We start from the raw sequence: 24,492 nt of genomic DNA, 5'->3' as shown, positions 1-24,492 counted from the left end.
TGGAGACAAGAAATGACTGCCCCGCTACAGAATCTCTGGAAAGATTCCTTTCCCCCCAGTCTGCGTGACTACCGGGTCGACCTTGCGGCTTTGCCCGCCAATGCCGCCGCGCTGGCGTCAGCTGCTGCAGACCAACATCACACGCGTGCCGCGTTCGGCTTCGTGCTTCCAACTGGCGCCAACACGGCGCGCAGCTTCAAGGAAATCGACGCGCTGTCTGACGCCTTTGCCGCGTATCTGGTGCACGAACTGGGCCTGAAGCCGGGGCAAGTTATTGCCGTGCAGCTACCGACCTGCTTGCACTACCCCATCGCCGTTTTCGGTGCGTGGAAGGCCGGATTGATTGTGACGAACGTCAATCCGATGTACACGGAACGCGAACTGCGCCTGCAAATGGAAGACTCTGGGGCGCAAGTGCTGCTTGCATCCGACATGTTCTTGCAGGTAGCGCAACCGGTCGCGCTGGCGCTCCGCATTCAGCTCATGACTGCTAGCTTGTGGGATTTTTTCGACGAGCCCATCGCTGCAGCGATACGCGAAAAGCTCACGGCGGCGGGCAGTCCGACGTCTGTCACACCGTCCACCCGGATGGTGGATGCCTTGCAGAAAGGCGCAGTGCTGGAGAAGCTCACTCGCCGCGATCACCCCGTTGCGCTCTACCAGTACACGGGCGGAACCACGGGCCGCAGCAAGGGTGCGGTCATCACCCACCAGAACATCCTGGCGACGGTTCAGTTGACGCGGGACTATCTCAATGCCTACGAGGGGCCACGCTGCGCCGAGACTATTCTGACGGTGCTCCCGCTGTACCACATCTTCGCCTTCATGGTGAACTTCCTGGTGTTCTTCTCCGTTGGGGCAAGGAACCTGTTGGTGCCCAATCCCCGTCCGATCTCGAATCTTCGCAGCGCCTTCGAAGAATTCCAGATCGATTGGATGTCTGGCGTCGACACGCTCTATGCGGGGCTGCTCAATGAGCCTTGGTTCAAGGAGCATCCTCCGAAGCTGAGATTCGCGTTCTCTGGGGGGACCGCGCTGCGTCCTTCGACTGCTCGCGCCTGGCAGGCTGCGGTGTGCCCCATTCTGGAGGGGTACGGCATGACGGAGACTACCTGCATCGTGTCGTGCAATCCACCGACCCAGGAGCCGCATCTGGGGACCGTGGGCTTGCCTATGCCTGGCTGCGAAGTACGCATCGTCGATGCGGGAGGAAACAATCTTGGGCCGGGCCAGCGCGGCGAACTGCTGGTGAAAGGACCGCAGGTCATTTCTGGCTACCTGCATGCAGAGCAAGAAAGTACAAGCGCGATCGTTGATGGCTGGCTCCATACGGGTGACATCGCCCAGTTTGAGCCGGACGGATACGTCCGTATCGTGGATCGCAAGAAGGACATGATTCTGGTCTCGGGGTTCAATGTCTATCCCAACGAAGTGGAAGATGTTCTGGCAGCCCATCCAGACATCGTCGAGGCTGCGGTGATTGGGGTGCCAGACGCTGCCACGGGCGAGGCCGTGCGCGCCTTTGTGGTCCTGCGCGATATAGAGCTCAGTGCCGATGAGATTGAGCGCTACTGTCGCACCCAGTTGACCGCCTACAAGGTGCCCAAGCAGATTGTGTTTTGCGCTCAGCTACCGAAGTCACCGGTTGGCAAGATTCTGCGGGTCCAATTGCGCGCGGACGCATGAGCGCTTGGGGGCAGCGACTGGTCCTCTTGGCCCTGGCTCCACTGCTGATATTTCAGGGGCGCTATGTACGGCAAGTGACTCCGCTCCTGCTCGAGCCGGTAGGGCCGAGGCAGGGGGTCTCCGGCCGGGGCCGCGGGTTGAGGCTGTTGATCGCAGGCGATTCGGCTGCTGCGGGTGTTGGAGTTGCAAGCCAGGCAAGTGCACTTTCTGGCTGCCTGGTGCGAGAGTTGGCCGCTGAATTTCACGTGACATGGTCGCTTGTCGCCCAGTCCGGATTCACCACCAGTGACCTGCTCGAACGGCTGAGGAATGAGCCGGCCAAGCCGTTCGATGTCGTGATTCTTTCGCTCGGGGTGAATGACATCACGCGGGGCTTGAGGCTGAAGCAATGGATCGAACGGCAGCGCGAATTGCTTGAGATGCTCGTTTGGCGCTTTGGGGCGTGCCGTGTCCTCGTGACGCCTGTGCCCTCAATGCATCGGATCAGAGCATTGCCCCAGCCTCTGCGATGGTGTCTGGGAAAACGGTCCATGCGTTTCAACTACGCGTTGAGGGATCTTGCGCGATCGATTCCTGAATGCACCGTGCTTCATCTGGACCAGAAGGAGCGCATGGACTCTCTCGCTATGGATGGGTTCCATCCGAGCGCGCGGACCTATGCGGATTGGGCTCGGGTGCTTGTAAGCGAAATTCAGCAGGGGTTGGAGACCAACGCGTTGCGATCTAGATCACTCCCGGATGGTTGTCATATCGCTTGATTGGCCTATCTGAATATTCTTCTTCCATTTAGAGGGTGTAGACGAAATCAACTGGCCTGAAGCTTGCATGCCATGTTGCCATCCAACAGGAGTTTGCGATGGCAAGGCAAAGGCAATTGGGCGATGAATCGAAGGCAGTGGACCGTGGAGGGAGGCCACCAGCACTGCTTCCCGAGCAGGTCGCTTTGCTACTGACCATCGTCTCGCAGATGCCGCATGCGACGTTGGACGAATTGGCGTCGGAGCTTGAGCATCGAGGTGCCGTGCGCGTGTGCGCGGCAACGATCCGCAGGGCCTTGCGCGCTCAAGGCATCGTGCGCTTGATGCCAAAGCGCAAAGCCCTCGAAGGGCCGCCGCCTAAAGCGTCGGCACTGAAACGCTACGGCTACACCGGAGCCCATCGACGTGAAGCAGGTCCGCACTACAGCACCGACCTGACCGATGCTGAATGGGCACTGATCGCCGATCTCTTCGAACGCCCGCAGGGGGAGCGAGGCGCGCCGCCGCGCTACGAGCGCCGGCACCTTGTGGATGCCTGTTGTTATGTCCTGCGCACAGGCTGCGCCTGGCGCCTGCTGCCCGTGAGCTTTGCACCATGGCAGGCGGTTTACAAGGCCTTCGTGCGTTGGGTCCAGGCCGATGCCTTCGAGCGGATGCAAGACCGGCTGCGCCAGCAGTGGCGTGTGCGCATGGGGCGCAATGCGGAGCCGACCGCGGCAATCATCGATGCCCAGTCAACACGCTCCTCGCCGCAGGGCGGTGACAGTGGCTTCGATGCGGGCAAGAAGGTCAAGGGCCGCAAGCGCCACTTGGTGGTGGACACACTCGGATTGTTGTTGGCCGTCACGGTGACTGCGGCCAACGTGCAAGACCGCGATGGTGCCGCACAGATGGTAGGGCAGGCCTGCGCGAAGGCGTCTACCATCGAGCGGCTCTACACGGACGGTGCTTACGGTGGCAAATGTGCGCAGGCCATCGAGCACGTCCACGGCATCCGTGTCGAAGTCGTGCGCAGGCCAGGCAATCGCTCGACCGGGAGGCTGCACGATCCGCAACAGTCCCTCTGGCCGCAGCCGGTGGCTGGCTTCGTCGTATTGCCCAAGCGATGGGTGGTTGAACGCACTCACGCCTGGAACGAACGCTGGCGCCGCATGGTCATGCACCACGACCGCAATACCTCTATCTCCACCGCATGGGTCTGGCTTGCCGAGGCGCGTATCCTTCTCAGCAGACTCGCCAACTTCAGTTGATTTCGTCTACACCCTCTTAACCGCCATATCAGGTGGGACGTTCATCATGCGCAGCGTCTGCTGCACGACTTCGCTGAACACCGGCGCCGCGGCGAGGCCGCCGAAATACTGGCCGTCGGTCGGCTCGTCGATCATCACCGCGACGATGATGCGCGGCTTCTCGATGGGCGCCATGCCGGTGAACCAGGCACGGTACTTGTTGCTGGCGTAGCCCTTGCCGACCTGCTTGTGGGCCGTGCCCGACTTGCCGCCGACCGAGTAGCCCACCGTTTGCGCGCGCGTGCCGGTGCCGCCCGGGCCGGCGGCCATCTGCAGCATCTTGCGCACGGCGAGCGCGTTGGACGGCGAGAACACCCGCACGCCGACCGGCGGCTCGGTGTTCTTCAGGATCGTGACCGGAATGATGGAGCCGTCGTGCGCGAACGAGGTGTACGAATGCGCCATCTGGAACAGCGAGGCCGACAGGCCGTAGCCGTAGGCCATGGTGGCCTGCTCGACCGGCTTCCAGGTCTTCCACGGACGCAGCCGGCCCGTCACGGCGCCGGGGAACTGGATCTGCGGCTTCTGGCCGTAGCCCAGCGCGGTGTAGGTGTCCCACATCTCGTGGGGCGTCATCTTCTGGGCGATCTTGAGAGCGCCCACGTTGCTCGACTTCTGGATCACGCCCTCTACCGTCAAGGCCCCATTGTTATGGGTGTCGGTGATCGTGAAGCCACCCAACTGGTAGCGGCCAGGGGTCGTATCGATGATGGTTTTCGGCGTGATCCGGCCGGCCTCCAATGCCATGGCGACGGTGATCGGCTTCATGGTCGAACCAGGCTCGAAGGTGTCGGTGATTGCTCGGTTGCGCAGCTGCTCGCCGGTGAGGTTCTGGCGCTTGTCGGGCTCGTAGCTCGGGTAGTTGGCCAGCGCCAGCACTTCGCCGGTGGTGCTGTCGAGCACCACCACGCTGCCGGCCTTGGCACGGCGCGCGGTGACGGCGTCGCGCAGCTTCTGGTAGGCGAAGAACTGCACCTTGCTGTCGATGCTCAGCTGGATGTCGCGGCCTTCGACCGGCGGCACCTGCTCGCCCACGCCCTCGACCACACGGCCCAGCCGGTCCTTGATGACGCGGCGCGAGCCGGCCTTGCCGGCCAGCTCCTTGTTGAACCCCAGCTCGATGCCTTCCTGGCCGTTGTCTTCCACGTTGGTGAAGCCCACCACGTGCGCCGCGGCCTCGCCCTCGGGGTACTGGCGCTTGTATTCCTTGCGCTGGTAGATGCCCTTGAGGTTGAGCGCGGCGATCTGCTTGGCGATGGGCTCGTCGACCTGGCGCTTGATCCAGACGAAGGTCTTGTCTTCGTCTTCGAGCTTCTTGTCGAAGTCCTTCTGCGGCATGCCGAGCAGCTTGGCCACCTGCTTGAGCTTGGCGCGCACCTCGGGGTCGTCGCGCTCCACGTCTTCGGGAATGGCCCAGATGCTGGGCGCCACCACGCTGGAGGCGAGGATGAGCCCGTTGCGATCGAGGATGCGACCGCGGTTGGCCGGCAGCTCCAGCGTGCGCGCAAAGCGCACTTCGCCCTGGCGCTGGAAGAAGCTGTTGTTGAAGACCTGCACGTACGCGGCCCGCCCCGCCAGCATGACGAAGCCGAAGGCGATGCTAGCGACGATGAACTTGCTCCGCCAGACTGGCGTCCTGCTTGCCAGCAGAGGACTTGTGGCGAACTGAACACTTTTTCGATAGTTAGGGTCGACCATCACTTATGCCTATGCAACAAACAAGTGCCAAGACTAGGAAACAGCGCTCTTGATCACCAGGAGTCGCGGAGGCATTTTTCCGATGGCAGTGAGGTCGTGCGACTCAGCAGGCTCGGCCAGCTCCACTCGCACTTTCGGAAGACGGACCTTGATCGAGAGCGAGTACAAACTCCTTCGAGCTGCACCTTCGAGATGCAATACCCATCGATACGCGAGAAACCTTCGCTTGAAACCATCTGACAGCTTGAACGTCAGCAAACCGCGAGCCGCATTCTGCCTTTCAGTGGAGAATTCTGGCAGTAGACGCAAGACAAACGCGCGGCCAGCCCGTCAAGCGCACCCCGGCGAAATCGGGAGTAGCGGAAGAACATGAGAGGCGTCTCGGCCTCAATCAGAGTTGTGCAACAACGCCAGTCAGCCCGCCTTCTGAGCAAATGGAATCACAATACTGCCTCCTTCGAGCGCCGTTACAAGCGCTCCCCAATCATCCATGATCTTGCGACGCTCCTCAAGATGCTCACTCCGAGCGTAGGCCGCCACAACGGCGTTGCGCTCGGCGTGGTCAAGTTGGCGCTCAAGTGCCGCCACACTCCAACCCCGCTCTGACAAGAGGCTACGTCCTGACGCGCGAAAGCCATGCAGGCTTTGGCGACCTTGATACCCCATCCGGATCAAAGTGCGCCCGATTGTGTTCTCGGACATGATGCCCCCCTCGCCCCCGTAAGCGCTCGGGAACATGGCTGCGCCGCCGCCGGTGAGCCCCCGCAGGTCTTCGATGACGGCAAGCGCCTCGGAGGACAAAGGCACGACGTGCGCCTGATGACTCCCCTTGCCCATCTTCATCCGACTCGGCGGGATGCGCCACTCGCGTGCGTCAGTGTCAACCTCCGACCACATGCCACCGCGAAGCTCCGAAGAGCGCAAGAAGGTCAGCAGCGCGAGCCGCATTGCGAGCAACGTCAGTTCATCGGCGTCTTCATAGCCCGCAAGGGCCCGCAGGAATACGCCAAACTCGCGACGGTCGGTAATGGCCGGTCGGTGACGTACGGCAGGAACATCGATTGTCCGCACCAATGCATGAGCTGGGTTGTTCGACGCTCGTTCTGTCGCGATCGCGAAACGAAACACTTGCGAGCAAATTTCACGCAGACGACTAGCCGTGTATGTCGCTCCACGCGCTTGGATCTTTTCCAACATCGCCGTCATTTCACGTGCAGACACTTCAGCCACTGGCCTAGCACCAATCACCGGAAACACATCTGCCTCGAGATGCGTCATGATCTTGTCGGCGGTCACCTTCGCCCAACTCGCAGGGCGGTCTGGCTTTCCCTTCAGACCCGGCTTCGGCTCGGCTTTGCCGGCATGCCACTCCAGTGCTACTGCCTTGAAGCTGGTCGCTGCACTTTGCTTAGCGGCCAGTTTCCGCTCCGCCTTGACCTGCATCGGATTCGCGCCTGTGTCGAGCAACGCGCGCCCGTCATCACGTTTCTTCCTTGCAGTCTTTAGATCTGTTTCTGGATAAACGCCCAGTGCGGCAGTCTGTCGCTTGCCTGCATACCGGTAGTCCCAGCGCCAGTACTTTCCCGCCTGCTTGACCAAAAGGTAGAGCCCTTTCCCATCGGCGAGCTTTAAAGGTTTTTCCGCGGCTTTGACGTTGCGGCATTCGACATCAGTGAGAGGCATTTGACGGTATCTCGTTGTTGATCAATGACAGATACCGTCAAAAGTACCGCCAAAAATACCGGCAGTCAACGGAACACAAAGGACAAGCCGGGACAGCTGAGCCAAGAAAAAACCCCTAAGTCTTTGATAAACCTAGGGGTTTTGGCTGTCCTTGGATCTCCCCGGACAGAGTGATGGTGCCGCTTGTCGGAATCGAACTGACGACCTTCCGCTTACAAGGCGGGTGCTCTACCAATTGAGCTAAAGCGGCTGAAAGAAAGCAGTGCTGGCGACGATTCTAAGCGGCCGGCTTTGGGGCCGACAGCGTCGTCACTTGATGCGCTTGAGCGACGGCCGGGTGCCGCCACCGGCCGGCGGGCGCGGTGGCTCGTCGGTCGGGTCGGAAGGCGCCGAACCGGCATCGACCGTCTCGTCGCCCTCTTCGCCCGTCACCAGGTGGAACACCTTGCTGGCGTCGCCTTCGGTGCCGCGCGAGGCATCGCGCAGCGGCATGCGCGGCACGCTGTTCGGCAAAGAAGCGGCCGTGGTGACGTCATCGCCATCGTCGGACGTGGTGGCCGCCGGCACCGGTGCCGGGAACGCCATGCCCTGGCCGTTCTCACGGGCGTAGATCGCGATCACGCGGCCGACCGGCACGCTGATCTCGCGCGCCGTGCCTGCGAAGCGGGCCTTGAACTCGATGAAGTCGTTGCCCAGCTTCAGCGAGCTGGTCGCGTCGAAGCTGATGTTCAGCACGATCTCGCCGTTCTTCACGTATTCGCGCGGCACCTGGACGGTGTCGTCGACCAGCACCGCTACATAGGGCGTGAACCCGTTGTCGGTGCACCACTCGTACAGCGCCCGGATGAGGTACGGGCGGGTGGAAGAGGACTCGAGCGCGTTGATCATGAAAGGCGGCGAAAAACGAAGGAAGCAAGCACGCAGCTTACTTACTTTCGCATGACCTTTTCGGAAGGCGTCAGTGCTTCGATGTAGGCCGGACGCGAGAAGATGCGTTCGGCGTACTTCAGCAGCGGCGCCGCATTCTTGCTCAGGTCGATGCCGTAGTAGTCGAGACGCCACAGCAGCGGTGCGATGGCCACGTCGAGCATCGAGAAGTTGTCGCCCAGCATGTACTTGTTCTTGAGGAACACGGGGGCGAGCTGCGTGAGGCGGTCACGGATGTGCGAACGGGCCTTTTCGAGCGCCTTATCGTTGCCTTTGGTGTTCCGATTTTCAAGCGTGGCGACGTGCACGAACAGTTCCTTCTCGAAGTTGAGCAGGAACAGGCGCACGCGGGCGCGGTCGACCGGGTCGCCGGGCATCAGTTGCGGATGCGGAAAGCGCTCGTCGATGTACTCATTGATGATGTTCGACTCGTACAGGATCAGGTCGCGCTCGACCAGGATCGGCACCTGGCCGTACGGGTTCATCACGCTGATGTCTTCGGGCTTGTTGTAGAGATCGACGTCGCGGATCTCGAAGTCCATGCCCTTTTCGAACAACACGAAGCGGCAGCGGTGGGAGAAGGGGCAGGTCGTTCCTGAATACAAGACCATCATGGCGAGAGACTCCTAAAAATCAAAAAGAGTGGGTCGCCTGGGCAACCCACTCTGTGGGACCGGACGCACGAGGCGCCCGGTCGGCGTGAACGGAATTACTTGACGTCTTTCCAGTACGAGGCGTTCAGTCGCCATACGAAAACCACCGACATGGCCAGGAACAGCAGCACCCAGACGCCGATGCGCACGCGGGTGTTCTGTGCCGGCTCGGCCATCCACTGCAGGTAGCCGACGAGGTCGCCCACTGCGCTGTCGAACTGCACCGGGGTCAGCGTGCCGGGGGTCACTTGCTCCCACTTGCCCGTGAACACGTCGGTGGCATGACCGTGCTGCTCGACCTTGGCGTGCACCGGCAGGCGCTCGCCCTGCAGCTCCCACAGCGGGTTCGGCATGGCGACGCTCGGGAACAGCAGGTTGTTCCAGCCGGTGGCCTTGGTGTCGTCGCGGTAGAAGCTGCGCAGGAAGGTGTACAGGTAGTCGGGGCCCGTGCCGCCGTGGCCGGCGCGCGAACGTGCGACCAGCGTCAGGTCGGGCGGCGTGGTGCCGAACCATTCCTTGGCCTGGCGCGCGTCGATGTTGGCCTTCATGGTCTCGCCGACCTTGTCGGTCGTGAACAGAAGGTTGTCCTTGATCTGCTGCTCGCTGATGCCGATGTCCTGCAGGCGGTTGTAGCGCATGAAGGCGGCCGAGTGGCAGTTCAGGCAGTAGTTGACGAACAGCTTGGCGCCGTTCTGCAGGGCCGCCACGTCGGTGGTCTTGTTGGGCGACTTGTCCCACGCCAGACCGCCCGATTCGGCGGATGCGGCCGCGGAGAAGGTCAGGCCCAGTGCCAGACCCATGACAGCGAGCCAGCCGAAAATTCTTTTCTTCATCGTGTTTCTCTCAAGCTCTCTTGCACTTGTGCGCGCATCAATGGGCGGCGAAGACCACGCGCTCGGGCACGGTCTTGAATTCGCCCTTGCGGCTCCACCACGGCATCAGCAGGAAGAAGCCGAAGTAGAAGAGCGTGCCGATCTGCGAGATGGTCTGGGCGATGTCCAGGGCGAACGAGCCGATGACCAGGTTGCCCCAGACGCCGGGCGCCTGGATGCCCAGGTAACCCAGGATCAGGAAGAAGAACACGAACACGCCGTAGACATACTTGTGCCAGCTCGGACGGTAGCGAATCGACTTGACTTCGCTGTGGTCGAGCCACGGCAGGAAGAACAGGATGATGACCGAGCCGCCCATGATGACCACGCCCCAGAACTTGGCGTCGAAGGTCTTGAGCAGGAAGATCATGACGGCAGCCACGACCACGGCGGCGATCTTGAGGCCCATGCCCGACTTGCCCTTGATGAAGTTCCAGACGGCGGCGGCCGCGATGATCAGCGCGAACACGTTGACCATGTCGTCGGTGGTGGCGCGCAGCATCGAATAGAACGGCGTGAAGTACCAGACCGGGGCGATGTGGTTCGGCGTCTTCAGCGAATCGGCCGGGATGAAGTTGTTGTACTCGAGGAAGTACCCACCGGCTTCAGGCGCAAAGAAGATCACTGCCGAGAAGATCGTGAGGAACACCACCACGCCGAAGATGTCGTGCACCGTGTAGTACGGGTGCGACGGGATGCCGTCGAGCGGATGGCCGTCGGGACCGCGCTTGGCCTTGATCTCAATGCCGTCGGGGTTGTTCGAACCCACTTCGTGCAGCGCGATCAGGTGGGCCACCACGAGGCCGAGCAGCACCAGCGGCACGGCGATGACGTGGAAGCTGAAGAAGCGGTTCAGCGTGGCGTCGCTCACGACGTAATCGCCGCGGATCAGCAGGGCCAGGTCAGGACCGATGAACGGGATGGCGGCGAACAGGTTCACGATCACCTGAGCGCCCCAGTAGGACATCTGGCCCCAGGGCAGCAGGTAGCCCATGAAGGCTTCGGCCATCAGGCACAGGAAGATCGCGCAGCCGAACACCCAGATCAGCTCGCGCGGCTTGCGGTAGCTGCCGTACATGAGGCCGCGGAACATGTGCAGGTACACCACGATGAAGAACGCCGAGGCGCCCGTCGAGTGGATGTAGCGGATGAGCCAGCCCCAGGGCACGTCGCGCATGATGTACTCGACCGATGCGAACGCCTGGTTCGCGTCGGGCTTGTAGTGCATGACGAGGAAGATGCCGGTCACGATCTGGATCACGAGGACCAGCATCGCGAGCGAGCCAAAGATGTACCAGAAGTTGAAATTCTTCGGCGCGTAGTACTTGCCCCACTGGTCGTTCCAGAGCTTGGTCAGCGGGAAGCGGTTGTCGACCCAGTTGAGCAGCTTCTCGCCTGCGGGAGCGTTGGGGGAAACTTCGTGAAATTCAGCCATGTTCGTGGTCTCCCTCAGGCCTTCTTGCTGTCGTCGCCGATGAGCAGGCGCGTGTCGGACAGGTACATGTGCGGAGGCACAGGGAGGTTGTCAGGAGCGGGCTTGTTCTTGAAGACGCGACCGGCGAGGTCGAACGTGGAACCGTGGCAAGGGCAGAGGAAGCCGCCTTCCCAGTCGTTCGGCAGCGAGGGTTGCGGGCCGGCCTGCAGGCGATCGACCGGCGAGCAGCCGAGGTGGGTGCAGATGCCGACCACGACCAGCACGTCGGGCTTGATCGAACGATGGCCGTTCTGTGCGTACTTGGGCGTGAATTCGTCGGGGTGACGCTTGGAGAGCGGATCGGCGAGCTGGCCATCGAGCTTGGCGAGTTCGGCGACCTGGTCAGGGCTGCGCTTGAGGATCCAGACCGGCTTGCCGCGCCATTCGACGGTGATCTTTTCGCCGACCTTGAGGGTCGAGATGTCCACTTCGACCGCGGCGCCCGCGGCCTTGGCCTTTTCGGACGGCTGGAATGTGCTCACAAAAGGGATTGCGGTGGCCACGCCGCCCGCTACGCCGGCACAGCTGGATGCGATCAACCACGTCCGCTTGCTTGTGTCGATCCGGGGCGAGCCGGAGGTCATGTCACTCATGGGGATCCTCTAAGTCTTCTTCGCTGGAGCAGGGGCTGACCTTTGCCACAGCAAGGTCAACCCGAGATTGTAGCGGGGCGCAAAAGGGTTTTTCAATGATTGCCGCGCGTGCGCACGCTGCCGCAGCACGTGCGCGACAGCACGCGACGGCCCTCGGCGCTCAGCTCAGCAGCCCGTACTGGGTCGCCTGCCGGACGGCCTGGGTTCGCGACTTGACGGCCAGCTTGCGGTAGATCCGCTTGGCGTGGAACTCGACCGTGTTGATCGAGAGACAGATCGCTTCGGCAATCTGCCGATTGCTCCAGCCTTGCGCGATCAGGCGCAGCACATTGAGCTCCCGAGGTGACAGCAGCCCGGGAGCAGGCATCGTGGGCGAGACCGTGTCGCCGTCGCGCAGCGCGGACTCGACACCCTCCGGTTTCGCGGACGCCGCAATCAGGCCGAGGACGCGGCGCGCGACGCGCGCGTCCATCGGCGAACCGCCGCGCTCGATCGAGCGCAGCAAAAAAGAAAGCTCAGCATCGTCGGCGCTCGTCAGCAAATAGCCGGAGGCTCCTGACGAGATCGCGGCTTCGACCAGCAGGCGGTCGTCGCCCTTCGACATGGCGATGGCGTCGATCTGCGGGTAGGTACGCCGCAGGTGCGACAGGAGCACGACGCCGCCGTTATCAGTTAGGTGCATGTCGACCAGCACCAAGTCGTAGGGCAACGCGGCCAGCAGACGGATCGCTTCCGTGTGCGTGGAGGCGATCACGACGCGGCGACCCGGAGCCAGATCGCAGAGAAGGCGTCGCATGCGGTCGGCCAGGGCCAGGTCGCCCTCGACGATCAGGGCACCGAAGAAGGCACAGCCCAAGGCGGCGTACCGGCCGGTGAGTGCCGGCGCCGAGTGTGCGCTGCTGGCAGACAGCTGATTCATCATGAGCAGACGCCTCCGATCACGCCGCCGACCACGGGCCCGCGCACTCGCACACCCTTCGCTACCCCACCTTCAGACAATCGAACCACGCATATCCCCTTGTTGTGCCCCGCGGCCTACCTTGAATGTCAACTTTCGTTTCGGGGGTACTGCAGGAACGATGCCTGTGAGTCGGCCATGCGGCCCATCGCAACAATGGCTCGGTGAGTGCGTTGATTTCATTGAAGAAATGCGGAGGCAACACCGGCTGCCCCGCGGATAGAGGTACGCACCAGTCGTCGCCGTTACGGTCGTCGCAGGCGGAACGTTACGTAGCATTGAGATACACATGCACCCCTCACACTCCTCCACAAAAATCGAGGCAATACACGGTTACAAGGAGGCCGTGGCAAACGCCCCATCCTCCAGGCCAAATTAGTTGCGGCACACTTCTGATGCTGCTAACCTCAAGTCAAGAGCATAAAAACCCTTTGAGAGGATCACTGTGAAGACGAACAAACTGGTTGCTACCGTCGCCCTTGCCACCCTGGCAATCTCGTCGGCTTTTGCCCAAACGCAGGTTACCCCTGCGCCTGCAAGCAACAACAATCGCGCATTTGCACCGGGCCCTGCTGGCGCTCCGGCCGCAACCGCTGGTGGCCTTGGCGGCCTGACCCCCGCTCAATGGGGCGCTGTTGGAGGCACCGGCGCTCTGATGCTGGCCCTCGGCAGCAGCAACAACGGCAACGGCGGCGGCGGCTTCTTCGTCCCTGGCACGGGCACCACCGGCACGGGCACCACCGGCACGCGTTAATGCTGGTTGCCCTCCTGAAAGGAGGGCATTCGCTGAAAAGTCCGCGCGTTGCTTCCGCCACGCGACTCTTAGAACGTTGCCTTTGGGCAACGTTTTTCTTGGGCATTGGCGGTTGCTCCTCCGGAACTTCGGCCATGCTGGATTCAGCTCGACTGCTCTATCGCGGCGAGTCTGCAGCAACTCAGCCCAATTTCAATCCCAGCTATCGGTACCTGCGGGCCACCGTCGATGGGCGCGTCCTGTACATGGTGCTCGGCTACATCGATCAGCGCGCCGAAGGGCCGGTTGAGGTTTGGTACAGCGGCACGGGCGAAGTCGTCCGACTTCTGAATGGTCAACTGGTCGGCACGACCGGGCTGTCCATCGACTGGCGCGACGTTCGGCTCGCCAACCCACCCGCCTGGCAAGCCCACACTGCCAACACCACGCAGACCTACGCGCGCGAACGCGACCTGATGCCGGGCTATCGCTTCGGCATTCGCGACGACATCGCGCGCACATCGATCGCGCCGCCCACCGACAGCGCTCTCGCCGGCGTGCCCGCAAGCGCCTTGCGCTGGTATGAAGAACGCAGCGTGTCCCGCCCTGCGACAGCCTCTGTTCCTCCCGCCCGCTTCGGCGTTTCATTTGCTTCTGGCGCCCCTCAGGTCGTGTATTCGGAGCAATGCATTTCCCGCGACCTCTGCATGAGCTTCGAACAGTGGACACCCCCCGCACCAGCAGCCGGCACCGCGGCGCGCGCTGGTACATGAGCCCCCTCTTCCTGCGCGCCATCAGCCCCCCGCATTGGCCCCGTCGAACGGCCCTTGCCTGCGCGTTGATGGCAAGCCTTGGCGCCGCGGCGGAGCCGTCGCAGAACGCGGCGACAGTTGAACCTGCAAGCGATGCCGAAGTGCGACCCGGCGAACGACTGAGCACCTGGCTGCTGCGCCAACCCGAGGGCACGGCTGCGCCTGGGTTGGCATGGCGCGTGCCGCAGGAGCGACTGGCCCAGCAGTTCCTGAAGAACACCCTGCTCGTGCGCCTTGAGGCGGCCAGCAGGCGCGCACCGCGCTCCGAGCAACTCGATCGACTGAAGCTCATCACGTGGCTGCAGAACCTGCCGGTCACCGGCCGCGTGGCGCTTGGCATCGTGGACCCCCGCTGGCTGCAGGCACACCCGGATCAAGACCCTGTGCTGTCGGCCGGCCAGCAGCTCGTTGCGCCCTCCCCGCAATTGAAAACCATCGCGGTTGTCCGCCCCAATGGCGAGCTGTGCCACGTGGCGCACGAAGCCGGCCGGACCGCCTGGGACTACGTCATCGCCTGCGCACCCGACAGCACCCACGACTGGGCATGGGTTGCACAGCCCGACGGCCGGACATCGCGCGTGGGCATCGCCCCCTGGAATGGCCACCCCTCCGATGAGCCGGCGCCCGGCGCATGGATCTGGGCAGCGCCGCGCGGCATGACCGAACTGGTCGACGCATCGGAAGGCATCATCAAGTTCCTGGCGACCCAGGGCCCTTCGCCTCAGGCAGCGGCGCTGGGCACCACCACTGCCGCGCTTGCAGTGGCCAAGCCGGCCGCGGTGATCAATGCATCCATCCCGCCATCAGTGCCGCCGGAAAGCGTCATCTCCGTGCGCCCCGACGCATCGGCCCCGCAATACAAAGCACCTCGCACAAGCAGCAACGACTGGGGCGAAACCGGCCTGCTCCAGACGCCAACGGCACGCATGGGCGAGGCCGGTGACTTCCGCACGTCGATCAGCCACGTGTCGCCCTATACGCGACTGAACGTGATGTTCCAGCCGCTGGATTGGATGGAGGCCGGCTTTCGCTACACCTCCATCAGCAACCGCGCGTACGCCGCCAGCACCACTGGCCAGAGCAACAAGGACAAGAGCATCGACGTGAAGCTGCGGCTACTGCGCGAGTCTGCGTATGTGCCGCAGGTTGCACTGGGCTTTCGCGACCTTGGCGGTACCGGCCTCTTTTCGGCCGAATACCTGGTCGCCAACAAGCGCTACGGCGATCTCGACTTCAGCCTCGGCATCGGCTGGGGATACCTAGGCAACAGCGGAAACATCCGCAACCCCTTGCTGGCCCTGAGCAATCGCTTCAGAACGCGTACGGTGAGCTCCGCAACGGGCGGCGAGGCGAACTTCAAGGCTTTCTTCCGAGGTCCAGCCTCCTTGTTCGGCGGCGTCGAATGGCGCACCCCCTGGGATCCCCTGACCGTCAAGCTCGAGTACGAAGGCAACAACTACAAGAACGAGCCTCAGCAGAACAACCAGGTTCAGCGCTCGCCTTTCAACATCGGCCTGGAATATCGCTACTCACCCGGCGTGGCCTTCACCGCGGGCCTGGAGCGCGGCAACAAAGTAATGGTGGGCCTGACCCTGTCCACCAACATGGCGAGCATGCGGGCCAGCAAGCCCGCAGATCCGCCGCCGCCCCGCTTCACGCCGGAGGCGCCGGCCAATCCCCCCGGCTGGGCCGCCACCGCTGCGGAGATCCAGGCCCGCACCGAATGGACCGTGCAGCGCATTGCGCCGCAAGGCGACAGCGCGCACGTCTGGATCACCGAAAGCCACACGGTGTACCGCGAGGCCCGCGTGCAGCAGGTCGTTGCCGTCATGCATCGCGATGCACCGGCGTCGATCAAGCACTTCATCCTTCATTACAACGAGCGCGGACTGGCGCTGCATACGCAGGTCGTCGATCGCAGCGAGTGGGTGACGGCGCATTACCAAGCACAGACGCCCGCAGAACTGCGCGCCACGGACCAGCGCGATTACGCCCCGCCGCGCGGTCGGACCGAAGACGGACTCTACGTGCCGACATCGCCGCAGCGTGCACCCACCGATACAACCGCCACCGCATCGGCTGGCGAGACGCCGGCCATGGGGCCATGGGAACGGCGCACGGAAAAACTCACGTTCGGCCTGACCCCCAGCTTCTCGCAGATTCTCGGCGGCCCCGATGCCTTCCTGCTCTACCAACTCGGCGTTTCGGCCACTGCGGAATACCGTTTCACACCGAGCACCTGGGTCAACGCCGCGTTGAATTGGCGCCTGATCGACAACTTCGACAAGTTCACCTACACGGCGCCCAGCAATCTTCCCCGCGTGCGAACCTACCAACGCGAGTACGCGACGACCAAGCGGTTGACGATGCCAGTGTTTCAGCTGACCCACGTGGGCCGGCTGAACGAAGACCAGTACTACAGCGTCTACGGCGGCGCTCTCGAGTCAATGTTCGCCGGCGTGGGCGCCGAGTGGCTCTACCGCCCGTGGCGCAGCAGGTTCGCCTTCGGCATCGACGTTAACCACGTGCGCCAACGCGACTTCGCGCAGGACTTCGGCCTGCGCGACTACAAGGTCAACACCGGCCACGCCACGCTCTATTGGGACACCGGTTGGAACGGGGTGCAGGCCAGAATCAGCGCGGGCCAGTACTTGGCGGGCGATCGTGGCGTCACCCTCGACATCAGCCGCCGCTTCGACAACGGCGTGACGATCGGCGCCTGGGCCACCAAGACCAACGTGTCCGCTGCCCAGTTCGGCGAAGGCAGCTTCGACAAGGGCATCTACGTTTCCATCCCCTTCGACGCGTTGCTGCCGCGCTCGAGCAAGTTCACCGCGAACTTTGCATGGGCTCCGCTGGTACGGGACGGCGGCGCCAAGCTGGGGCGGATCAACCCTCTGTTCGAAATGACGTCGATACGGGATCCGAAGGCTTTCAGCCTCTCACCGCCCGACGACAAGGCTCCGAAGGCGGGGGACAACATCCTCGACTTCAAGCGGGCGAAATAAGCGCCACCGGCTGGAAACAAAAGAGCCCCGATTTGGGGCTCTTGGTCTCAGCACCCCTGGTGAGTCGAGACGGGGAAAAATGAAGCAGTTCTATCGAATCAGATTGCCACGGCAATTTGATTCGGTGCGGATGGCTGGCTAGCTTCGCCCACCGCCGCAGCGCCAGCCGCCGCTGAGAGCGGCAGGGCATGGTCACGCACACGGTGACGCTCCATATGCACCCAATCCACCACCTCCGCATGAGGCCGGTAGCCGGGCAGCATCTGCGTCAGCGCCCGCTTCAGCATCGGCACATCGCTGCTTTCGAGTGCCGCATTCAGCGTCTCGAACTGGCGCCAGAGTTCGTTCCAAGGCAGGCAGGGATCGTGCGCCTTCATCACACGAGGATGTGTCGTAGGCATCGCGCTGTCACCAATCAGAAGCTCTTCGTAGAGCTTCTCGCCGGGCCGCAATCCGGTCACCTGGAGTTCGATATCGCCATCCGGCGAATGCTCGTCACGAACCGTACGCCCCGAAAGCTCCACCAGCCGACGAGCGAGGTCAATGATCCTCACCGGCTCCCCCATGTCGAGCACGAAGACGTCACCGCCTTGCGCCATCGCGCCCGCCTGAATCACCAACTGGGCGGCTTCGGGAATGGTCATGAAATAGCGCGTGATGTCCGCATGTGTCAGCGTGATCGGGCCACCTGCCTCGATTTGCTTGCGAAACAACGGCACCACAGAACCGCTTGAGCCCAGCACGTTCCCAAAGCGGACCATCGAGAAACAAGTATCTGAACTCTGCTGCGCCAGTCCCTGCAGCGCCATTTCGGCGACGCGCTTGCTGGCCCCCATGATGTTCGTCGGCCGGACAGCTTTGTCGGTGCTGATCAGGACAAAGTTGGGAACCTTGCACTCCACGGCAATCCGCGCCGTCGTGAGCGTGCCAATCGCGTTGTTTCGCACACCCTCTGCCGGATTGTGCTCGACGAGCGGCACATGCTTGTACGCAGCCGCGTGGTAAACCGTGTCAGGACGCCAGGCGCGCATCACTTCGCGCAGCCGCGCTGCATCGCATACCGACGCAAGCAGCGGCACGACACGCACGTTCGGCGCCAGTTGCTCCAGTTCCTGATGGATGGCGTAGAGCGCGTACTCACTCAGCTCTACGAGCAGCAGCGTGGAAGGCGCAAGCTGAACAATCTGCCGGCATAACTCGCTGCCGATGGAGCCGCCGGCCCCAGTCACCAGCACCACTTGGCTCCGGATGTGCTTGTGCAGCAGGTCCGCCACCGGCTCGACTGGATCCCGTCCCAGCAAGTCCTCGATGTCGACTTCAACCAGGTCATTGACCTGCACCTTGCCATTGGCCAGATCGAGCAACCCCGGGAGCATGCGTACATGCAGATGCAATGGCAACAATTGGTTCAGTATCTCGACGCGGCGCCCGCGACTGGCCGAAGGCATCGCCAAGAGCACGTCCGTGATGCCCCAACTGGCGGCGTTGTTGCTAAGCCAATCCGAGGACTGAATGCGCAGACCGTTGATCGTGTTGCCTTGGAGATGCGAGTCATCGTCAACGAAAGCGCGGACGACCATGTCGCGACTTTGCGCCAACGCCGCAGCCAGTTGCAAACCCGCGCTACCTGCACCGTAGATCACCACCTGAGGCAGTTGCTTGCGCTGCAACGCGCTCATGTAGAGGCCGCCCAGCCAATAGCGCGCGAACATGCGCGAGCCAGCGATAGCCAAGAACAAGAGCAACGGCACCAGCAATCCGACCGTGCGCGGCACTCCTCGCACACCGACCACCGCGAAGATCAATGCATACCCGAGGCCAAACAACACGCACGCGCGCACGATGGCCATGACCGCAGCCGTGCCTGCATAGCGAAAGATGGCTCGGTAGAGCCCGAACACCACAAAGAGGGGAAGCGCAAGGGCGACAGCGACCGCGACAGCCGACCATTGAACGCCGCGCGGCGTCACCCACTGCTCGAAACGAAAGCTGAATGCCAGCCAGACACACAGGACGCAGAGCATTGCATCCACCCCTAGAGCCAGCATGCGCTTCATAGGGCGCGGCAAAGCGAGCAAGGGCGCAGCCAGACGATTGATCACACTGAAAACTCCTGCGGCGTTGGAGTGCGCCGCGCTGCAATAATTGTCTGTGAAGGGTACCCACCACCCCCCCCCAATTCAGGGGATTCGCGACACTCACAATGTCATTTTTTGTATCTTTTGCATCGGTATGACTTTGGTCATAGGGCGGCTGATCAGCCCACTCGATCAGTTGCCCCCTTGGCAGCAATGACCGATTCGAGCCCAGAGCGCCTACCGCTTGACCACATGCGCGAGGCAGTGGGCGCCAACGCCCTGACTACAATGCCAGGGGCGTGCCTGGGCCATTCTTCGGCTCTCTTGGTTAGATGGCGCGATCCAATTGCCAACGAAGAACAAATGGTGAGGACATTTCGGCATGGCATGTGATTCATGTGATTCATGCTGGATATGAAGCACACGGCACGCAATACGTTGAGTCTGACAACAAAGGCACAAGCCTTCGCAGGGAGCCAAGTCTCATGAAATCTGTTCTGGTGGTATGCATTGGCAACATCTGCCGTAGCCCGATGGGGGAAGCACTGATTGCTGCGGCGTTGCCGCAGGTTCAAGTCGCGTCAGCGGGAACTGGAGCCTTGGTGGGGCACCAAGCAGATCCGATTGCGCGCAAGCTGATGGCCGAACGCGGCATCGACATCGAAACTCATCGGGCACGACAGCTCACGGCGCTCATGTGCCAGCAGGTCGATCTCATCCTTGCGATGGACGAAGCTCAGCGGCTGCATATTGGCCAACGCTATCCACTTACTCGAGGCAAGCTGTTTCGACTTGGCGAAGTCGCACGCAGGGACATCCCGGACCCTTACCGCATGGGCCGCCCGGCCTTTGAGCACGCCCTGCAACTTATCGACGACGGCGCCCAAGCTTGGGCTGAACGCATTCGCAAACTCTCATGACTCTTTCTGCTTCCACTTCGGCCCCTTCCGCAGCACTCGCGCCCGTCCATGACGACGACGCAATTCACTTGTCCGAGTACTTCGATATTTTGCTCGACCGAAAGTGGCTGGTGGCTAGCATTACCGCCGTCGCGCTCGTCATCGGTACGGCCTATGCGCTGCTGGCCACGCCGATTTATCAATCCAATCTTCTGATTCAAGTTGAAGACTCCGCCCCCGACGCCAAGAACTTTCTTGGCGACACCGCAAACTTATTCGATGTGAAGACGCCTGCCACGGGCGAAATCCAAATCATCCGCTCGCGGATGGTCATCGGCGGAGCCGTCGAGGAAAAGCAACTCTACATTGACGCACAGCCACGCTATTTGCCGTTTATCGGAGAGTGGCTTTCGAGGCGCGCCAAAGAGCTATCAAGCCCTGGCTTCCTTGGCGCGAGTGGCTACGTTTCAGGTACCGAAGCCATAGATATTGCCAAGTTCGACGTCCCTCCCGCGTTGGAAGATCAATCGCCTTTCACAATCACCGCAATCGGTGGAAGCCAGTTTACGTTGAGCCATCCTGAACTTGCTAACCCTTTGAACGGAACGGTTGGCAAAGTCCTTAGTCAGCAGTTGCCGGATGGGACTCTTACATTGATAGTTTCTCGACTCGACGGCAAGCCTGGCGCCGAATTCCTAGTCTCTCGTGCATCGGTGCTCGCTACTACGGAAAATCTGCAAAAGCGCCTTCAGCTTGGCGAGCAGGGGAAGCAATCGAATGTAATCAGCGTTACTTTAGAGGACAGTGATCGGGATCGTCTGCGCCGCACACTTAACGAGGTTGGCGCTCAATATGTACGCCAAAATGTAGAACGCAAGGCAGCCGAGGCGGAGAAGACCATCGAATTTCTCGACCGGCAGCTCCCAGAATTCAAGCAGCAGCTCGAAGATTCAGAAGATGCGTACGCACGTTTTCGAAATAAAAACGGCACTGTTGCTTTCGACGAAGAGGCAAAAGCTGCGCTGTCCATGTCTGTGCAGTTGCAGACCAAACTCCTGGAGTCCCAACAACTGCGGCGCGAATTGCTCTCACGTTTCACCGAGACCAATCCCAAGGTGCGGATGATCGACGGCCAGATCGCGGCCGTTCGCCATGAGATCGAAAATCTTGAGACCCGCGTGAGTGCTATGCCTGCAGTTCAGCGGGACGCCCTCAGACTCGAACGCGACGTGCGAGTGAACGGCGAGCTCTACAAGTCGCTCCTCAATAGCTCGCTGCAACTTCGCCTTGTTAAAGAGGGGAAGATTGGTAACGTGCGACTACTGGATACGGCTATTGAGCCCCGAAAGGCGGTCAAACCGCAGAAGCCGCTGATCGTGGCGCTTTCTCTAGTAATTGGATTATTGGCGGGCGTAGCCTTTGCGATCCTCCGAAGCAAGCTTTCGGGTGGCATTCAGAACCCGCAAGAAATCGAGGACCGCCTTGGTCTCAATGTCTATTCCGTCGTTCCACTCGCACTAGAGCAGGAGACGATTTTGGAGCACATTGCCGGCGGCGCAAAGGGTGTGCAACTGCTAGCTGTCACGTCCCCCGAAAGCCTTGCCATCGAGAGCTTGCGCAATCTGCGTGTTTCCCTGCAACTGACTTTGATGGAAACCGGGAACAACCGTGTACTCATCACTGGCGCTACGCCTGGGGTGGGAAAGAGCTTCGTCTCTGGCAATTTCGCTGTCATCATGGCACAAGCTGGCAAGCGCGTTCTATTGATCGACGCCGATCTACGCAAGGGTCATCTTCAAAAAGCCTTCGGTTTGCCGCGCAAAGGGGGCTTAGCGGATGTACTGTCGGGTGAGTTGACACCTGAGCAGGCAATTCATACTCAAGTGGTCCCCAACTTGGATGTCTTGACGACTGGCGCCTACCCGTTCAATCCCGCGAATATGATGCTGTCGTCCAAGCTAGGTGAACTGCTTAACGACCTCTCGGAACACTACGATCTGGTGGTGATCGACAGCCCTCCGGTGCTCGTGGCCGCTGATGCTGCCGCGGTCGCTGCGCATGCAGGTGTTGTTCTGTTAGTCGCCCGCGACAACCTGACCCAGTTGGGTGAATTAAATGAGAGCGTGAAGCGTCTCGCGCACGCCGACCAGCGAGTCAACGGCGTGGTCTTCAATGGCATGGACCTTTCCCGCAGGCACTATGGTAGCTATGGTTACAAATACGGTGGCTATAGGTACACCGAGTACAAGTACAAAGAAGCTGGCGTAGCCGCTGAATAGTTAGTTCACAATAGGTATCGAACGGACATGAGATGCGAGAGTTCCGGACAGCATACCAAGCTCGGCCACCGCGTTAGGTTCTTCAATTGGGGGACGGCTTCACTTCGACTCAGTTGGGAGCTTTAAGCGTCACGCGATAGCCACAACGTGCGCAACCGTGTGGTGTCGTTCAGAATGGTCGCCCTTATGCAACCGGAGCGCAGTGTGTTCAAGTGGTTCCTGAAGCCTGTGGGTCGTTCGGTTCGCAGCAATGAGTCACGGCGACGCCTACTGGCAACGATGCTCGGCCTGCCGCTGACCGCATGGGCGTCAAGCGAGGATACGCAAAACGGAGAATTGAAAGAAGTCCTACGCGGGCTCTCCGCTTGGGTAGGCGATGACTCCAAACAACTGGTCACGGCTCCCGCCGAAGATGCTGGAACGGCACACGCCCGCGACGCAGTGATGCGTATCAGAACGCTCGATGACTTACGGCATCTTTCGCCCCCCGCTCACGCCACGCATGCAACGATAGACGGCTATTACACGGCGAACGATGGCGGCGGAGGCGCGTTTGTGTGGGATCCTGCGTCGACTCTAGCCGACAACGGCGGTAGCGTGATCAAGCCCGCGCGTGTTTCTGGTGCGGGGCGCTGGCGCTTCGATGGGGTGGCCGATATCCGTCGCTATGGCGCCAAGCCTGACGACACAAAATTTAACAACATCCCCGCATTCAAGGCTGCGCTAGCCTCGTCAGGGATCATCCAACTCAATGGAGGCAGTTTCTACAACGTCTTCATCGCGTCGGAAGCGGACACCCTAACAGGGGATATCGAAATTCAGTTCAACGGCCCGGCGATCCGCCACTGCGCCTCAGCATTCCTACTCATCAATTGTGCGAGCAAGCGGCTCACCTTCCGGGGGGCCGCGCGTTTGATTTTCGCCGGAAGCTACCCGAAAAATGCCGGCGTCGTGAAAAAATATGGTGAGAAGCAACCCAGCGACGCACAGTTCTGCGGTTTTATCCGCTATGGCGGCGCCTCGATCATCAATATCGAGCGGATCGAGGCAGTCGGTGAGTCCGACGCGAACTTATACGACTTCGTTCTGCGAGGCGATACAGGCTCGTTCCACGGCTCGAACGTCGGAAGCATGTTCGCGAGCCACTACGCAAGAGCAATAGCCAACAATACAGTTGGTATGCGTTTCGGCTCACTTGAAGGTACAAAGCGCCACAACCATTCGATGCAGCACTACGGACAGGGGCATTTTGCGTACATCAATCTAATCGATGCTCGGATTGATCGGGTCAAAGAATACGGATCGATCATCCAAGGCCCCTCGGGGAAAATTGGATTCGATGCCAGCGTGCAGATCACTGCGTTCAATAACGCGTCTATTGGCGAGATCATCACGACGATGGAAGCCACGTCGGCCTTCAGCCTGAAAGGGCAAGCGAAGAATTGGCGCGTCGGCAGTATCATGTCAAAGTCCGAAGGTTTTGACGATCCGGCTGGCGTCAACACTGTTCTCGTAGACATTCAAACCAATCTAGAAGCCACGGTACGGGACGGTGTAATCGAGAGCTGCACCGTCTATCTCCCGGTAAGTTCAATCAATCGAACTGGGTTCTGGGCCGGTGGCACAGGTCTATCTGCGAACGTGTTTGTCATCGCACCTGATGCCGGATCAGCGCGTCCTGCCGCGATCGCCTCTGTCGTCACGTGTGCCAAATCTCAAATCACAATCAAGACGCTCTGCTCGCGAAAGGACGACTTCATTCTTTTTGGAAAGTCGGTCGGAAATAAGGTGGCCATCGAACATGCCGGCGCATACGCTGAAACGCGCTCCGGCCCTTCTATGACTCGCTCCATCTGGGCAGCGTCAAAAAATAATACCGTGATCATTTCAGGAACACCGCCCACTACGGGAGTTGCTTCGGTAAGGTGGTTGACTGACCCATCGGAATCCGTAGCGAATTCCATTCATAGGGAACAGCAAAAACCCAATAAGAAATAGGCAAAAAAATTGAGAGCGGCGAGAAGGCTAGGTGTGAAGCTCCAATAAGTTGTATCCGGTGTTCGGATTGGGCTTGAGAGACTGGGAGTCGCCA

General features: G+C 61.1%; 17 protein-coding genes and 1 tRNA gene. 8 read left to right on the top strand and 10 right to left on the bottom strand.

What is annotated here, in order from left to right:
• Positions 1-12 precede the first annotated feature (12 nt).
• The 3 genes from ACAM42_RS06130 to ACAM42_RS06120 all read left to right on the top strand — a co-directional run bounded on the left by ACAM42_RS06130 (position 13) and on the right by ACAM42_RS06120 (position 3,694).
• A complete protein-coding gene (locus ACAM42_RS06130; protein ID WP_369631403.1) occupies positions 13-1,686 on the top strand; it encodes an AMP-binding protein in 1,674 nt (557 codons plus the stop codon).
• Positions 1,683-2,444 carry an SGNH/GDSL hydrolase family protein gene (locus ACAM42_RS06125; protein ID WP_369631402.1) on the top strand — a complete coding sequence of 254 codons (762 nt, stop codon included), beginning with the start codon at positions 1,683-1,685 and terminating at the stop codon, positions 2,442-2,444. The genes ACAM42_RS06130 and ACAM42_RS06125 overlap by 4 nt, the downstream gene beginning before the upstream one ends.
• Positions 2,445-2,542: 98 nt before the next feature.
• Entirely contained in the window at positions 2,543-3,694 is a 1,152-nt protein-coding gene (locus ACAM42_RS06120; protein ID WP_369631401.1) for an IS5 family transposase, read from the top strand.
• Between the two features lie 6 nt (positions 3,695-3,700).
• On the opposite strand, the gene ACAM42_RS06115 is transcribed toward ACAM42_RS06120, so the two are convergent.
• The 9 genes from ACAM42_RS06115 to ACAM42_RS06075 form a co-directional block, all read right to left on the bottom strand.
• Positions 3,701-5,431 carry a peptidoglycan D,D-transpeptidase FtsI family protein gene (locus ACAM42_RS06115; protein ID WP_369631400.1) on the bottom strand — a complete coding sequence of 577 codons (1,731 nt, stop codon included), beginning with the start codon at positions 5,429-5,431 and terminating at the stop codon, positions 3,701-3,703.
• Positions 5,432-5,845: 414 nt separating this feature from the next.
• On the bottom strand, positions 5,846-7,114 hold the full coding sequence (locus tag ACAM42_RS06110) for a tyrosine-type recombinase/integrase (protein WP_369631399.1): 1,269 nt from the start codon (positions 7,112-7,114) through the stop codon (positions 5,846-5,848).
• Positions 7,115-7,288: 174 nt separating this feature from the next.
• Positions 7,289-7,364, bottom strand: a tRNA-Thr gene (locus tag ACAM42_RS06105).
• 59 nt (positions 7,365-7,423) lie between these two features.
• Complete coding sequence (locus tag ACAM42_RS06100; RefSeq protein WP_369631398.1) at positions 7,424-8,002, bottom strand: ClpXP protease specificity-enhancing factor; 579 nt, start codon at positions 8,000-8,002, stop codon at positions 7,424-7,426.
• A gap of 41 nt (positions 8,003-8,043) precedes the next feature.
• Positions 8,044-8,655, bottom strand: coding sequence for a glutathione S-transferase N-terminal domain-containing protein (locus ACAM42_RS06095; protein ID WP_139701088.1), 612 nt, complete (start codon positions 8,653-8,655; stop codon positions 8,044-8,046).
• 95 nt (positions 8,656-8,750) lie between these two features.
• Positions 8,751-9,527, bottom strand: coding sequence for a cytochrome c1 (locus tag ACAM42_RS06090; RefSeq protein ID WP_369631397.1), 777 nt, complete (start codon positions 9,525-9,527; stop codon positions 8,751-8,753).
• Positions 9,528-9,564: 37 nt separating this feature from the next.
• On the bottom strand, positions 9,565-11,001 hold the full coding sequence (locus ACAM42_RS06085) for a cytochrome bc complex cytochrome b subunit (RefSeq protein ID WP_369631396.1): 1,437 nt from the start codon (positions 10,999-11,001) through the stop codon (positions 9,565-9,567).
• 14 nt (positions 11,002-11,015) lie between these two features.
• The gene (gene petA / locus ACAM42_RS06080; protein ID WP_139701087.1) at positions 11,016-11,633 is read right to left on the bottom strand and encodes a ubiquinol-cytochrome c reductase iron-sulfur subunit; all 618 of its coding nucleotides are present in this window, start codon (positions 11,631-11,633) and stop codon (positions 11,016-11,018) included.
• 160 nt (positions 11,634-11,793) lie between these two features.
• Positions 11,794-12,555, bottom strand: a complete 762-nt coding sequence (locus ACAM42_RS06075; RefSeq protein ID WP_369631395.1) for a LuxR C-terminal-related transcriptional regulator — start codon at positions 12,553-12,555, stop codon at positions 11,794-11,796.
• Between the two features lie 924 nt (positions 12,556-13,479).
• On the opposite strand from ACAM42_RS06075, the gene ACAM42_RS06070 reads away from it, so the two are divergent.
• Together ACAM42_RS06070 and ACAM42_RS06065 are read left to right on the top strand one after the other, a co-directional pair.
• Positions 13,480-14,097 (top strand): YjbF family lipoprotein, encoded by a 618-nt coding sequence (locus tag ACAM42_RS06070; RefSeq protein WP_369631394.1) that lies wholly within the window; start codon positions 13,480-13,482, stop codon positions 14,095-14,097.
• The gene (locus ACAM42_RS06065) at positions 14,094-17,144 is read left to right on the top strand and encodes a YjbH domain-containing protein (protein ID WP_369631393.1); all 3,051 of its coding nucleotides are present in this window, start codon (positions 14,094-14,096) and stop codon (positions 17,142-17,144) included. The genes ACAM42_RS06070 and ACAM42_RS06065 overlap by 4 nt, the downstream gene beginning before the upstream one ends.
• Positions 17,145-17,242: 98 nt before the next feature.
• Here ACAM42_RS06065 and ACAM42_RS06060 read toward each other — a convergent pair whose 3' ends face one another.
• On the bottom strand, positions 17,243-19,201 hold the full coding sequence (locus tag ACAM42_RS06060) for a polysaccharide biosynthesis protein (RefSeq protein WP_369631392.1): 1,959 nt from the start codon (positions 19,199-19,201) through the stop codon (positions 17,243-17,245).
• Between the two features lie 506 nt (positions 19,202-19,707).
• On the opposite strand from ACAM42_RS06060, the gene ACAM42_RS06055 reads away from it, so the two are divergent.
• The 3 genes from ACAM42_RS06055 to ACAM42_RS06045 all read left to right on the top strand — a co-directional run bounded on the left by ACAM42_RS06055 (position 19,708) and on the right by ACAM42_RS06045 (position 24,398).
• Positions 19,708-20,142 carry a low molecular weight protein-tyrosine-phosphatase gene (locus ACAM42_RS06055; protein ID WP_369631391.1) on the top strand — a complete coding sequence of 145 codons (435 nt, stop codon included), beginning with the start codon at positions 19,708-19,710 and terminating at the stop codon, positions 20,140-20,142.
• Positions 20,139-22,400, top strand: a complete 2,262-nt coding sequence (locus ACAM42_RS06050) for a polysaccharide biosynthesis tyrosine autokinase (RefSeq protein ID WP_369631390.1) — start codon at positions 20,139-20,141, stop codon at positions 22,398-22,400. The genes ACAM42_RS06055 and ACAM42_RS06050 overlap by 4 nt, the downstream gene beginning before the upstream one ends.
• Positions 22,401-22,547: 147 nt before the next feature.
• The gene (locus ACAM42_RS06045; RefSeq protein ID WP_369631389.1) at positions 22,548-24,398 is read left to right on the top strand and encodes a hypothetical protein; all 1,851 of its coding nucleotides are present in this window, start codon (positions 22,548-22,550) and stop codon (positions 24,396-24,398) included.
• Positions 24,399-24,492 lie beyond the last annotated feature (94 nt).

Origin of the sequence: Variovorax sp. V35 (genome assembly GCF_041154465.1) — a bacterium.
GTDB lineage: Bacteria > Pseudomonadota > Gammaproteobacteria > Burkholderiales > Burkholderiaceae_C > Variovorax > Variovorax boronicumulans.
Note: the sequence above shows the minus strand (reverse complement) of the source record. Positions and strands in the feature narration are given on the sequence as shown.